Below are 13,870 nucleotides of genomic sequence, written 5' to 3'. Positions count from 1 at the left end.
CTACCTGCTTCGGGCCTGCGCGCCGTATTGTTTGTCCCGGGGACTGTGTGTGAAGCGGCCTTGGAGATACACAACAAAGCCCCTGCGAACGAGTGGGCTCCGGCTCAGCGCTGCGCTTGGCCGGGGTGACCGCCGAGGGGGACTTGGCTTCCTGGTTCACTCAACAGAGTTGATAACGCCGGAGTTGGTCAGCAGAGTGAGGCCACTCAAGCGTGGCATTATACTGCGCGATCCTGCTTGCGCCTATTCCGCTGCTTTCAGCAGGCCGTGCTGCGCGGGGGCTTCCGCGGTGCCGATCCACAGATCCAGAAACCGGTCGAGCCATTGGCGGACGGCGGGGTCATAGACAAAGCGGCCGGCGAAATGATCGCGGCGTTTCTGGGCACCGGGAAGTTCCATGCGCGGCGCACCCTTGGTCGTCCAGCGGACCATCATCTGATGGGTCAGTTCCGGATGGAACTGGATACCGTAGGCGCAGGGGCCGACGCGGATCGCCTGATTGGGATAGGTTGGACCTCCGGCAAGCAGGTCCGCGCCCCGGGGCAGGTCGAAGCCCTCCCGGTGCCACTGATAGACCTTCTTGGGCCAGTCCATAAGCGCCTTGCCTGCCGTGGTCGGCTGCAGCGGATAATAGCCGATTTCAACCAGGGCATCGTCATGCCCGGCAACCGCGCCACCAAGATGCCTGACCATCATTTGCGCTCCCAGACATATGCCGAGAAACGGTTTTTGCTCCTTGAGCGGAATCCTGATCCAGTCGATTTCCTTTTGAACGAAGGCATCGGGATCGTTGGCGCTCATCGGGCCGCCGAAAATGACGGCACCCGCGTGTCCGTCCATGGTGTCCGGAAGCACGTCGCCGAAGCGCGGTTTGCGGATGTCGAGGGAAAAGCCGCGATTCAGGAGTTCGCGGCCGACGCGGCCCGGTGAGGAATGTTCCTGGTGGAGAACAACCAGTATCCTGGGCCGTGCCCCCGTGTGATCAGTCTGGAAATGCATCGCTCTAATATGCTGCAGGCGCGCGGGAAAATCGAGTCCCGTTGTCTGTGCAAACTGTGCAAAGGATCGCCACGGACGTTTTACGGTTCCGGCGTCAGTCGAGCTCGTTCAGTTCCGGAGCTGTCTTGGCAACCTTGTGACGAAGGTTCATCCGGTCCCGCGTTGAGACGCCGAGCAGTTCGGCCACCCGCCAGATGGTGTTGTCCTCGAATTCATGAACCTGACCGTCCGCGTAGACGATTTCCCACATCATCTCGACAATGGCGAGGCGCTCGGCTTCGTCCGTGGTCCGCTTCAGGATGGACGTGAAGCCGTAGAGGTCCACGGCTTCCTCGTCGCGCTGTCTGGCGATGTCGATGAGCTCAGTGGTTTCCTTGTCCGTCAGCTCATAATGCTGCTGCAGGATCTGACGGAGCTTCTGGCTCTCGCTCTCTTCGATCACGCCGTCGATATCGACCAGGTGAAACAACAAGGCAGCCGCCGCCAGACGTTTGTCATCCTCGGCGAAGGTCTTTTCCCCACTGTCGCCAAAAGTCAGTTCGCGAACAAAGCTTTTCAGCGAATCCAGCATTTTTTTGTCCCTTTTTCCCGGCTGCGCGCCCGGCAACCTGAAGTATCCCGCTTTCATTCAAACCCAGCGAAGATGCTCCCGCCCTTCCAGGTTCAATCAACTCTTCCGCTCTGCTCAAGTTCCATAACAAAGCTGGCTGAGACAGATAGCCATAACAAAGTTTCTTTAGCATCAAAGAGTTGATGATGACTTTATATGAATGACATGGGAATTGAATTCGGTAATTCAAATTCAGCTTTTTTGAATCGTTCTAAACTATTGATTTTTTGAAGATTTTTAACTTGACTTCAAACCTCATAAAGTGTTTTCACCGATCCCTGTAAGGTGCGAATGACGCATCGAAATCATTCAGTTTTCGGCTGTGGACTGGCATTTACTGTCGCAGGCGGCATTTAAATCAGGATGGAAAAATGAATTCTTTCAAACTTGGCCTTCTGGCTGCCACCTCTCTCTTCGTCACCCCGGTATTGGCCGCAGGCCCGGCGGAGGTGCTGTCGACCTACGGCGACATTGCGCAGGCGAAATACGAAGATTCCCTGGAAAGCGCCAAAACGCTCAAAGCCGCGATCGATACTCTGGTTGCCGAGCCGACCGAAGCCAATCTGACGGCCGCCCGCGCTGCCTGGATCGAAGCCCGCAATCCCTACCAGCAGACCGAAGCCTACCGCTTCGGCAACGCAATCGTGGATGACTGGGAAGGAAAGGTGAATGCCTGGCCGCTGGACGAAGGCCTGATCGATTATGTCGATACCTCCTATGGCGAAGATTCCGAGGAGAACGTGTTTTACACGGCGAATGTCATTGCCAATCCGAGCCTGAAAGTGGGCGGTGAGACGATCGATGCCGCCGTCATCACGCCGGATCTGCTCGCCGAAAGCCTCCAGGAAGCCGGCGAAGTGGAATCGAATGTCGCGACCGGCTACCACGCCATCGAGTTCCTGCTGTGGGGCCAGGACCTTAACGGCACCGATGCGGGTGCGGGCAGCCGTCCGGCAACAGATTTCGATCCGGCCAACTGCACCGGCGGAAACTGCGAGCGCCGCGTCCAGTATCTTCAGGCCGCGACCGACCTGCTGATTTCCGATCTGGAAGAAATGGTTTCTGCCTGGGCTCCTGATGGTGCTGCCCGTGAGGACCTCGCAGGCAAGGGTGAAGACGGCGGTCTGGCAACGATCCTGACCGGCATGGGCTCCCTTTCCTACGGAGAACTGGCCGGTGAGCGTATCAAGCTCGGCCTGATGCTGCACGACCCGGAAGAAGAGCATGATTGCTTCTCCGACAACACGCATATGTCGCACTACAATGATGTGGTCGGCATCCGGAACGTCTATTTCGGCGAATACAAGAGCCCGCTCGGCAATGATGTCTCCGGCGCTTCGCTGGCGGATCTGGTGGCCGAGAAGGATCCGGCCCTCGCGGAAGAAATGCAGGCAAAGCTGGATGCCACGCTGGCCGCATTCGAAGTCATGAAGGCCCGCGCCGAAGCCGGTGAAGCCTATGACCAGATGATCGGCGAAGGCAATGACGAGGGCAACGCCGTCGTTCAGGCAGCCGTCGATGCCCTGGTCGATCAGACGGCGTCTATCGAGCGTGTGGTAAAAGTGCTCGAGCTGGATGAAATTGCCTTCGAAGGCTCCGACAGCCTGGACAACCCGACTGCCGTGTTCCAGTAGGAAATCAAGGGTCGGGCGGTGAAAGTAACCGCCTGACCCGACACTTTCGCGGGTAAGGGAGCCGCGGAAGAAAATCAGGATGCAAAAATGGGATTACTCCCGATACTGGGTGCCGCTGCTGCGGTGCTTGTTTGTTTTTCGGCAGGACCCCTGTCGGCGGAAGAGCCCCTGGTGCATCGAACAGACCTGACGGCGGCGGACCGCGCCAAGGTGGTTGAAGTGCTTCGGCCGCCAACTGAATTCGACCGGCCGGAACGGTTCGAACCCATGCAGGGCGGGGCCGGAACCTCTACCCGGCGGCCCGGGCGGGACGCCTATTCCCAGTCAAACGCCAATCTCACCTTCGAAGAAGAACAGACGTTCAAGGTCGGAAACGGTCTTTTCAAGAAATTCTGGGCATCGTCGCCTTCCTCGACGCAGGCTTCCGACGGTCTCGGGCCGCTGTTCAATGCCCGGTCCTGCCAGGGATGCCATCTGAAGGACGGGCGCGGCCGTCCACCGCGGCCCGGAGATGAAGCCGTTTCGCTTTTCCTGCGCCTTTCGGTTCCGCCGCAGACGGAAGAGCAACGCCGGATGCTCGCTGCCGGAGAGATCCTGAAGGTTCCCGAACCCACCTATGGCGGCCAGTTCCAGACGTTCGCGGTCCCCGGACTTCAGGCGGAAGGGCGGTTCGATATCGAGCATGAGCATATCGAGGTGCCGATGAATGGCGGCGATACCGCCATTCTTCAAAAGCCGGTCTACAGGATCCGGGATCTCGGCTACGGTGAGATGCATCCGGACACGATGATTTCGCCGCGCGTCGCGCCACCGATGATCGGTCTCGGTCTGCTGCAGGCGATCCATCCGGGCGATCTGGAAGAGCTTGCCGATCCGCAGGATCTCGACGGGAACGGGATCTCAGGCAGGATAAGCCATGTGCTCGACCCGGAAACCGGTGAACTCACTCTGGGCCGCTTCGGCTGGAAAGCCTCCAAGCCGACGATCCGTGCGCAATCCGCCGCGGCCTTTTCAGGTGACATAGGCCTGAGTACGCCGGAATTTCCAGACAACTACGGCGACTGCACAGCGGCGCAGACAGCCTGCCGCGCACTTCCGCATGGCGAACAGGCCCGGCTCGGTGCGACGGAATCCCCTGATCCGGTGATGGATCTGGTGACGTTCTATTCCGAAAACCTGGCAGTGCCCATGCGGCGGGACGTCGATGATCCGGATGTTCTCAGGGGGAAGCAGATCTTTCATGAGGCGGGCTGTGCTTCCTGCCATCAACCGAAATATGTGACCAGCCGCGATGCGGAAAACCCGGCTCACAGGTTTCAACTGATCTGGCCCTATACCGACCTGTTGCTGCATGACATGGGCGAGGGTCTGGCCGACGGGCGGCCCGTGGGCGATGCGGACGGCCGGGAATGGCGCACACCGCCGCTGTGGGGGATCGGCCTGACCCGGACCGTCAATGATCACACGCGGTTTCTGCATGACGGGCGCGCGCGCAATCTTCTTGAAGCGGTCTTGTGGCATGGCGGCGAAGCGACGCAGGCACGCGACAGCGTCATTGCTTTAAGTCCCGGAGATCGTCAGTCTCTGATCAGTTTTCTGGAGTCCTTGTGATGCGTCTTTGGGTTTTTCTGGCTGTTGCCGTGTTTTCCGCCACACCGGCTCCGGCCGCGGATTTCAACCCGCCGCTTGAACGGCTGGTTTCGAACTACATCCAGCCGGCGATGGCGGAATTCGCGGCATCGGTGGAGACACTGCCCGATGCGGTGAGAGACATTTGCGCGGACAACGGCCCCGAGGCGACGGAGGCGTTCCGGTCAGCTTATGCTGGTAGCCTTCAGGCCTTCGCCAGAATTCAGTTTCTGAGGTTCGGTCCGCTTCTCGAAGAAGACCGGCTCAGCCGGCTGGCCTTTCTTCCCGACCCGCGCGGCATCGTTCAGCGTCAGATCCGCAAGATCTATGCACAAGAAGATCCGGGCGTCGGGTCTGCGGAAAGCCTGAAGGACAAGAGCGTCGCGGTTCAGGGACTTCCCGCACTGCAGCTGATCGCATTCGACAGGGACAGTGAAGTGGTTCTCGGCAGGCCCGGTGCCGAAAAGGATTACACGTGCGGTTATGCGTTGGCGATTGCCCGGAACCTCGTGGCGATTGCGGCCGATCTTGAGATGACCTGGTCGGACCCTGACGGATACCGGGCACTGTTGTTGTCGGGTGGACCTGAGAACGACCGTTTCAGGACGCCAAAGGAAGCGATGGAAGATGTTTTCAATGCGCTGGTCACCGGTCTGATCATTGTCCGCGACCAGGATCTTCTTCCGGCGCTTGGGACCTCCGCAGCCAAGGCCAAAGCGAACCGCCTGCCGTTTTCCCGTTCCGGCAATTCTGTTGTTTATCTTTCAGGTGAATTGCTGGGTATTCAGGAAGCTGTTGCCAGCCTCGGTCTGGAAGAACTGACACCGTCGGATTTTCAATGGATCTTCAATGCACTTGGATTCGAATTCGACAACGCTCAGAAGCTGTTGAGCGAACTGAACCCGCCGTTGCGGCAGACCTTCACGGGTGATGACAGTTATTCGCGGGTATCGGTGCTGGCCATCACGGTGAAATCCCTTCGCGACACCATGGCGCTGGAACTTGCCGGCGCCCTGGAATTGGCCGGCGGTTTCAACTCCCTGGACGGTGACTAGCGTGCGGGCTCAAAGATGAAAATCGTTTCCAGGAGAGGGTTTCTTGCCGCCCTGGGCAGCCTGGCGGCGGCGCCGGTCTTTTCCGGGTCCACGCTTGCGGCAAGCCCGCTGAACCGGGCGTCCGCTGACGGCGCGCCGCTGTTCGCCAGCGCCTACCGGAAAGCCGGCGGTGAATATGGCGTCGGCATCGTGGACGAGCTTGGCCAGATGCTCGCACAGATTTCCCTGCCGGGCAGGGGGCACGGCATCGCGGTCGCGCGGGATGGCTCCCGCTTCGTTGCCTTCGCAAGACGGCCGGGAACCTTCGCTGTCGTCGTAAGGCCTTTCGAGGATGCCCAGCCGGAGCTGATCACCTCCGATCCCGGCCGGCACTTTTATGGTCATGGATGTTTTTCGGCGGACGGCCGGTTGCTTTATGCGGTGGAGAATGATTTTGCCGCCGCACGCGGTGTCGTCGGCATCTATGATATGAGCGGCGGCGCGACCCGGCGCATCGGCGAGTTCGAAACCAACGGTATCGGGCCGCATGACATTCTTCTCGGACCGGATAGCCGAACGCTGATCGTTGCCAACGGCGGAATTGAAACCCATCCGGACAAGGGCCGCGAAAAACTCAATCTGGAAACGATGGCGCCGTCCGTCGTGTTCATGGACAGCCACACCGGGGATATTCTCGCCCAGCATGGGCTGGAAAAGGACCTGCACCAGCTTTCGCTTCGCCACATGGCGCTGGATGCCGAAGGCCGAGTCTGGGTTGGCGGCCAGTTCGAAGGGTCGCCTGACGACGTACCACCGCTGATCGGGATTTTTTCGCAGGATGCTGCGCCGGACCTTACAGTCATTCCGGACCCTGTCGCTTCCGGACTGCAGAACTATATCGGCTCTGTTGCGGCCAATGCCGGCGGTGAGGTAATCGCGACCTCGGCACCACGTGGCGGGCAGACGCTGTTCTGGAGTGCTTCCTCCGGCGCGTATCTCGGCACCCGTTCGATTCCGGACGGTTGCGGCATTGCCCGGATCGATCGGGGCAGCTTTCTGGTTTCGGACGGTAACGGCGCGCTTTCCCTGGTGACAGATCCGGCCGATCCGGCGGAAGTCCTTGCCCGGCCGCCGGGGATCTCCTGGGACAATCATCTGTTTAATCTGGCAAAAATCGACGCTGCGTAACATTTATGCGGCCTCAAACCCGCACTTTTCCTGCTTTTGTCAAATTCAACGGGCATCTTTATGGTCCGATTGGTCTACATTGGGGCCGATTCGCGAATGGGAGACGTTGAAATGCGGCGGCTTTTGATCGGACTGGGCAGTCTGGTGTTCATGCTTGTGACCATCATTCTGGTGGTTCCACTGTTCCTGCCCAAGGACGAAATCAAGCGTCAGGTTGTCGAGGAAGTCGACAAACGTCTCGGGTGGCGTGTCCGTCTCGACGGGCCTGTCTCCCTGTCCCTGTTCCCGGGATTTACGCTCTCTGCGGAAAATATAGGCCTTTCCGGCGAAGCAGGAGCGGACGGGATTGAATTCGCGAAGGCCGAACGTGTCGCATTTGGATTGGCCTGGGCCGGGTTGATCTCGGGCAATGTTCAGGTGACAGGTATCGCGCTGGACAAGCCCGACATCTATCTGGAAATCGGTCCGGACGGCGCCACGAGCTGGGAGCCGCGCCGGAATCTGGAAAGTTCAACGGCCGCGTCCGGCGAGGACACCGCCGCGCCTCGTGTCGTGGAGAACGCCGCACAGAATACGCCTGCTGCCGAAGACGGCCCGTCCGAAACCTCACCGGCAGGCTATCTGAAGAGCATTGGCATCGACAGCCTGACAATTACCGGTGGAACGCTGACCTACAAGGATCAATCCAGCGCACAGCCGCTCAGGATAAGCAATCTGGATCTGGAGTTGCAGGCTCCGGACCTTGGTGGTGACGTGGAACTTGCCGCAGTTTTCACATTCAAGGACATGCCGCTTGACGTCACCGGCACCTTGACCGATCCACTCGGTTTGAGTGCGGGTGAACAAAGGCCGGTTTCCCTGACTGTCTCCTCCGGAGAGAACACGGTGAAGGTTGCGGGCGAGGCCGGTCTGGATCCGCTGCGGGCGGAGCTTGCGCTTGAAGGCGGCGGACCTTCGCTGAAGGCGCTTGCCGCATTGGCGGGCCAGGAGATCGCCACCGATCCGGGCGCCTATCAACTGGACGCGAAGATAAACGGCAGTGAAGCGGCTGTTTCGGTCGCCGACCTGCATCTGGTGCTGGGACAGCTGTCCCTGGGCGGCGCCGCGGATGCGGATCTTTCCGGCCTGGTACCGGAAGTCTCCGGCAGGCTTGTCCTGAAAGACGGGTCCATTTCGGACCTTATGCTGCTCGCGGGACAGGATAGGCCTGCCAGCGGAAAGTTGAGCGCGGACCTGGTGTTTGAAACGGTCGGCATGACCGGTGAGGAACTGATTGCGGGTCTTGACCTCAATGGCTCTGTCTCGATCGCCGAGGGCGAGATCGGCGGTCTCGGGCTGGCGTCCGCCATGGGCGGCGACCCCGAAGCGGACAGACTGACAAATCTCGCCATGGATGTGGAACTTCAGGGGCTTGAAAAGCCGATTGCCCTCAGTGGTGCCCTGTCCTGGCGCGGTGAAGCGTTCAGCCTGACCGGACGGGCGGATACGGCCAGGTTGCTTGCCGGAAATGCCGCGCCGGTGTCGGTGACCGTGAAGGGGAACCGGGTGAGTGCCGGATTTGATGGCAATGCCACGACGTCGGGTGCGCTTGACGGCGCCGTGAACCTGGAAACCGCGGATCTGCGCGGGCTGATGGCCTGGATGGGTCAGCCTATCGGGGCGGGGAACGGACTGAAAACCTTCAAGGCTTCCGGCATTTTCGGCATGCAGGGAGACACGCTGACATTCGAGGAAACCCGGTTTACCCTGGACGCGACCTCCGGCGAGGCAAACGGCGAGGTCCGGCTGGGCGGCAAGCCGAGCGTTTCGGCGCGCCTCGCGCTGCGCGAACTGGTGCTCGACCCTTATCTGAGCGGACCGTCCGGATCGGGGGGCAGTGCATCCGGATCGTCCGGCAACGGCAAGAGCAGTGGCAACGGCGGCAAAAAGGCAGGCGCGTCCGGCTGGAGTTCAGCGCAGATCGATTTTTCCGGCCTGCAGGCGGTGGATGCCGATTTCAAGCTTACGACCCGCGAAATCCGCTGGAACAAGATCAAGATTGACGAGAGCGCGCTGACGACCACGATCAAGAACGGGGTCCTGACCGCCAATCTGGAAAATCTCTCGCTTTATGGCGGCTCGGGAAGCGGAACGGTAACGCTGAACGGCGCATCGGAAACGCCGCAAATAGCCGCCAAGGTTTCGCTCGCCAAGCTGAATGCCTATCCCCTGCTGCGCGACGCGGTTGATTTTGACTGGATCGAGGGCAAGGCGGCGATCAGCCTGGACGTGACCTCCAGAGGGGGAAGCGAACAGGCGCTTGTCCAGGGGTTGAACGGCACGGCAAGCTACCAGTTCGCCGACGGTGCGATCCGCGGTATCAACATTCCGCAAATGGTGAGGGGTCTCTCCCTCGACACGCTGCTCGGCTGGCAGGAGGCTTCGTCCGCGAAAACCGATTTCAGCTCTCTTGGAGCGACGTTCCAGATCAAGAACGGTATCGCCACGACAAACGATCTTTCGCTGGTCGGCCCGCTGGTGCGCATGAGCGGCAAGGGCACGACCGACATGCCGAAGCAGACGCTTGCCTGGCGGGTAGAGCCGAAAATCGTACCGACACTCGAGGGCCAGGCGCCGCAGCCGCGTCGCAAGGGTGAGGACAAGAAGCTTGCCGGACTGGGTGTGCCGATCGTGATCGAGGGATCCTGGAACGATCCGCGCATCTATCCGGATATCAATGGCATTCTGGAAGATCCCGAAGCGGCCTACAAACAGTTGCAGAAATCCGGCGGCGAACTGATTTCGATCCTTCAGGGCAAGAAAGCTCCCTCCGAGGCGCTGGTCGATACGGCCAACAAGGCGATCCAGAAAGCAACCGGCGGGCGCACCCAGATCGATGTCCAGAAGGTTATCGAAGGCGACGTCAACGACGAGGAAGTTCTCAAGGCCGTGGAGGAAGGCTTCGGTCTGCCTGCCGGTCTGCTCGGCAATGTGTTCGGGAACAAGAAAACGAAGAATTGACACTCTTGCAAGGCACGGCCACGTCAACTCCCTGCCATGTCAGTCACAACCCGGTGCAAGAGAGTCCGTGATCTTGCAGGCTGGGAGAGGCCTCCATCAAGAAGGAGGCTTCAATTTAAGGTGGAAAGCTCTTGCTTCCGGTCCGTTGTAGCAGGCTTCGGACTCCGGAGATGAGCCGTTTTTTTGTAGAGCGGAGGGCATTGGTATATGTCGGTGTCTGTTCATCCAGCCAGATCACGTTGACCGGCATGGAAGACATGGTCAGTTTGTCGGATCGCAGGGCTGCCCACGGGTTCACGATCTCGTAGAAGCATTCGTAATCCGGCCACTTGTATCCGTCTTCCCAGGTCCAGCAGTTGTGAGCTTGGTAATGGCGCATCAGCTTTTCGCCGAGTGCCTTGTCTGTCGGCAGCAAGTCGGACGCGGCGGCGAGCCGTGGCGTGTTTCTTTCCATGAAATAGAGCACACGATCGCTGACATAACTGGATACGAATATCCTTATGTTGCGTCGCTCGCCGATATGCGCGACTGCCCGGAAAACTTGAATATGTTCCTCGTGCCCATATTCGCCCCAGGGATTGTGGGTGACGACCAGGTCTCCGTCCTTGATATGGGCTTCGAGAGCTTTGACAAGCAGGTGGAAGTTCTTCTTGTAACTGTTCTTGTTGCGGCCACAACGCACGCCGTAGCTGGTCTCCACCGGCTCGCGCCAGTGAGTGGAGTCGTAACAATGGGATTCGGCTATGTTCAGATTGAAGGCAGTGCTCAACGGGAACTCGTCAAAGACGGTTCGTCGCCCTTCGGTGGTCCGGGCATCATTGGGAGCTTCACCATAACATAGAATGACTTTTCGGGCAGTAGACAAGATGGAGCTCGCCCACAGGACTTCGTCGTCGGGATGGGCCATGACGATGACGGCTGATTTGAAACTTTCCAGCTTCATCCCCAAAATGAGCTCCTCCATAGTGAATTTTGAACGTGTCTAGTTGCTCGTTTTCAGTGCGGCTGGACGAAATGAAACCCAATTTTCTTAATTGTTGGTTCAGTCTGCGGAAAACATCGTCACTTTTAACGATATTGATCGCAAGTCGTTCCGGAGCTTGCCCCGGGTTGCGGTCAGGTTCCAATATGGCGGAACGGTAAAGTTCCGGTCGAAATCAGGCGGAAGTGTTCCAAGGCGGCGGAGCCTTCGGGCAGCGTTCAGTGGGACGTAGGGACTTCCAATGCAGCCATCATCTTCTCCACGGCGTCTTCGATTGTGCCGGTGTTCTCGATACGGATGAGATTGGCGACGTTTTCCGGTTCCAGGTCCGCTCGTTCCAGCCGCGCGCGGATCTCCGCCCTGGTTTCGCGGCCGCGGGCGGCGAGGCGGTCGGCGAGGATTTCGACCGGCGCGGTGATCAGAAGCACGACGGCGTTTTCGTATTTCTGTTCGGCCTGCTTCAGGACCTGGCGCGAGCCATTGGCAATGACGGTGCCACCCGAACGGACGATCTCGTCACAGGCCTTCGGAATGACGTAACCGAGACCATGGGCTTCCCAGGCGAGCGCCATCTCGCCGGCTGCGACCAGATGCTCGAAACCGTCCCGATCCAGCGTGTCGTGGTCCTCGGCATCGGTATCCGCCTGCCGGGTGATCGCCCTGCGGGCGAATTGCACGTCACTGCGGCCACGAAGCCGGTCCTTCAGCGCTGCCATCAGCGTATCCTTGCCAGCTCCACTCGGGCCGACGACCAGGACCATGCGGCCTGGTCCGAGTTTGACGGCGGCGTCAGGCAACGCGCCGTCCCTCGCGCCAGACGCCGCGCACGATGGGGACGTCACCGGCCAGCTTCACCTGAATGAGATCCGCCCTCAGCCCGGGCTGCAGCACGCCGCGGTCGTTCAGGCCAATGGCCTTTGCCGGGGTCGAGGTGACCATCGCGACAGCCTTCGGAAGGGAAATCGCCTCGACTTCATCGGCGAGTTGGAAAGCCGCCTGCACCAGCGACACCGGGACATAATCGGAAGACAGAACGTCGAGGCAGCCGGCTTCCGCCAGTTCCTTGGCGGAAACATTGCCGGAGTGGGAGCCGCCACGTACCACGTTCGGGGCTCCCATCAGCACGGCCATGCCGGCTTTGTGCGAGGCCCTGGCGGCCTCTACTGTTGTCGGGAATTCAGCAATTCTTGTGTTCAGACCGATCGCCTCGTCGACATGGTCGCAGGTGGCGTCGTCGTGGCTGGCGATGGTGATGCCGCGCTCACGCGCGATCGCGGACAGCTGTTTGCGGTTCTCCGGCGCCAGTCCGCTGGCGCGTTCCTTGCGGAGGCGGATGAACTCTTCCATTTCTGCGTCGGAAAAGCCTTTCTTGCCCTGATAGTAGATCTTGTAGGCGTCCAGCGAAACGAATTGCCGTTGTCCGGGGGTGTGATCCATCAGCGAAATCAGCCGGATGCTGTTATCGTCCTTGAAAACCTCGAAGGCTTCCAGAACGTCGGGCGCGGAAACCTCGCAGCGCAGATGAATGAAGTGATAGGCCCTGAGGCGGTGTTCCTGCTGGCCGGTCTCGATGGCATCTGCGAGAATGCGCATGTCCGGATAGCGCAGGTCCGCATCCTCATCCATGCCGACCCTGAGGGCGTCGAATACCGTCGTGATGCCTGCGCAGGCGATCTGCGCGTCATGGGCCTGTACGGCGGAAATAGCGTTCCAGCGAACCTTGGGACGCGGCGCGTAGTGAGATTCCAGGTGATCGGTGTGCAGTTCAACCAGCCCCGGCAGCAGGTAATCGCCGTCACAATCGTGCCCGTCTGCCGCCGTCGGAGCCCCTATCGCTTCGATCAATCCATTGCCGTCGAGCGAGAGAGACCCGTCGATGACCTCATCCGCCAGAATCAGCCTGGCGTTCCTGAAGACTTTCGGATGTGTGCTCATACGTTCTCCTTGCGGGTCGGTTCGCCTGTCTGGTCTTCCGCCGCCTGGGGCGTGATGTTGCCGGTCAGCGTAAAGACGTTCAGCACCTGAAACGGGCCACCGGCTTCCCGCTCCATATAAAGCGCGAACGTCCGGCAGGTGCGCGGCCGGCCGGTAACCTCGGCAAAATAGGATTGCGCCGCCTGTGCCAGTGTGTCCGCTTCCGCTTCGTTTTCGAGCTTGTTGGAAAGCGTCATGTGAAAGCGGAATTCGTCGAAAATATAGGGATAGCCCCAGTCGGTCAGATAGGCGTCCTGCCTTCGGGTAAGATCACTCTTGCGCCGCCGCTCCAGATCGGCGGGGCTCAACGGAGCACGGAACGGTTCGAAGGCGCGCAGGCACTGGGCGGCAAAGGCCCGCAGGCCCGGTTCGGTGTCATTCGGCGTCAGGGCCAGGAACTTGCCAAGCCGGTTGACGTCGAGCCCCTTGATTTCGAACGGCGCGATCCGGTTCGCAAACTCGGCGCAAGTTTCCAGCAGAGCCGCTTCGTTTTTCCCCTCGCGGAGAAAGAACGGCGCCTTCAGCGTACCGTGGAAGCCGTAACGGCGCGGGCTGGCGGTGAGTTCGCGAAGCTTGTCAGCCGCCAGGCCGGCGATCTCCGGCTGAGAGAGACCTCCACCTGTAAACGGATCGCGGCCGAGCCAGGTATTGCCGAGCTGCATCAGGCGGTCGTCTGCCTCCGCGGCGAAATAGATTGCGTAGCGCATGTCCGGAATCACGAACTCATGTTGGAGAAGGTCAAGACCTAAAGAGGGGCGGTGACTTTTCTGTGACAGTTTTGATCTGCCCGCAAGGCTTTCCTGGTATTCCCTTTCATCCA

The 13,870-nt window shown here is 59.9% G+C and carries 11 protein-coding genes; 5 read left to right on the top strand and 6 right to left on the bottom strand.

All coding sequences use genetic code 11. The annotated features are described in order from the left end of the window. Nucleotides 1–243: 243 nt before the first annotated feature. Both OA90_RS05090 and OA90_RS05085 read right to left on the bottom strand, forming a co-directional pair. Nucleotides 244–999, bottom strand: a complete 756-nt coding sequence (locus OA90_RS05090; RefSeq protein WP_068408176.1) for a glutamine amidotransferase — start codon at nt 997–999, stop codon at nt 244–246. A gap of 94 nt (nt 1,000–1,093) precedes the next feature. Continuing rightward, on the bottom strand, nt 1,094–1,570 hold the full coding sequence (locus OA90_RS05085) for a TerB family tellurite resistance protein (RefSeq protein WP_068408725.1): 477 nt from the start codon (nt 1,568–1,570) through the stop codon (nt 1,094–1,096). A 410-nt stretch (nt 1,571–1,980) separates the two neighbouring features. On the opposite strand from OA90_RS05085, the gene OA90_RS05080 reads away from it, so the two are divergent. From OA90_RS05080 to OA90_RS05060, 5 genes are all read left to right on the top strand, one after another. Beyond that, nucleotides 1,981–3,243, top strand: coding sequence for an imelysin family protein (locus OA90_RS05080; RefSeq protein ID WP_068408174.1), 1,263 nt, complete (start codon nt 1,981–1,983; stop codon nt 3,241–3,243). A gap of 87 nt (nt 3,244–3,330) precedes the next feature. Further along, complete coding sequence (locus tag OA90_RS05075) at nt 3,331–4,854, top strand: di-heme oxidoredictase family protein (RefSeq protein WP_068408172.1); 1,524 nt, start codon at nt 3,331–3,333, stop codon at nt 4,852–4,854. Further along, nucleotides 4,854–5,927, top strand: a complete 1,074-nt coding sequence (locus tag OA90_RS05070) for an imelysin family protein (RefSeq protein WP_068408723.1) — start codon at nt 4,854–4,856, stop codon at nt 5,925–5,927. The genes OA90_RS05075 and OA90_RS05070 overlap by 1 nt, the downstream gene beginning before the upstream one ends. Before the next feature lie 15 nt (nt 5,928–5,942). Further along, nucleotides 5,943–7,094 carry a DUF1513 domain-containing protein gene (locus OA90_RS05065; RefSeq protein WP_068408170.1) on the top strand — a complete coding sequence of 384 codons (1,152 nt, stop codon included), beginning with the start codon at nt 5,943–5,945 and terminating at the stop codon, nt 7,092–7,094. Between the two features lie 111 nt (nt 7,095–7,205). Then, nucleotides 7,206–10,094 carry an AsmA family protein gene (locus tag OA90_RS05060; RefSeq protein WP_068408168.1) on the top strand — a complete coding sequence of 963 codons (2,889 nt, stop codon included), beginning with the start codon at nt 7,206–7,208 and terminating at the stop codon, nt 10,092–10,094. Nucleotides 10,095–10,209: 115 nt separating this feature from the next. Here the strand turns inward: OA90_RS05060 and OA90_RS05055 are convergent, their stop codons facing one another. The 4 genes from OA90_RS05055 to OA90_RS05040 all read right to left on the bottom strand — a co-directional run bounded on the left by OA90_RS05055 (nt 10,210) and on the right by OA90_RS05040 (nt 13,757). After that, complete coding sequence (locus tag OA90_RS05055; RefSeq protein ID WP_199823617.1) at nt 10,210–11,037, bottom strand: PIG-L family deacetylase; 828 nt, start codon at nt 11,035–11,037, stop codon at nt 10,210–10,212. A 257-nt stretch (nt 11,038–11,294) separates the two neighbouring features. Beyond that, the gene (phnN, locus tag OA90_RS05050) at nt 11,295–11,873 is read right to left on the bottom strand and encodes a phosphonate metabolism protein/1,5-bisphosphokinase (PRPP-forming) PhnN (RefSeq protein ID WP_244274544.1); all 579 of its coding nucleotides are present in this window, start codon (nt 11,871–11,873) and stop codon (nt 11,295–11,297) included. Beyond that, a complete protein-coding gene (locus tag OA90_RS05045; RefSeq protein WP_068408162.1) occupies nt 11,866–13,011 on the bottom strand; it encodes an alpha-D-ribose 1-methylphosphonate 5-triphosphate diphosphatase in 1,146 nt (381 codons plus the stop codon). Before OA90_RS05045 ends, phnN begins: the two co-directional genes overlap by 8 nt. Continuing rightward, nucleotides 13,008–13,757: a DUF1045 domain-containing protein gene (locus OA90_RS05040; RefSeq protein ID WP_068408722.1), complete on the bottom strand. Its 750-nt coding sequence runs from the start codon at nt 13,755–13,757 to the stop codon at nt 13,008–13,010. The genes OA90_RS05045 and OA90_RS05040 overlap by 4 nt, the downstream gene beginning before the upstream one ends. Between the last annotated feature and the right edge of the window lie 113 nt (nt 13,758–13,870).

This window comes from Labrenzia sp. OB1, assembly GCF_001624695.1.
Classification (GTDB): domain Bacteria; phylum Pseudomonadota; class Alphaproteobacteria; order Rhizobiales; family Stappiaceae; genus Roseibium.
This window is presented reverse-complemented; position numbering and strand designations above follow the sequence as displayed.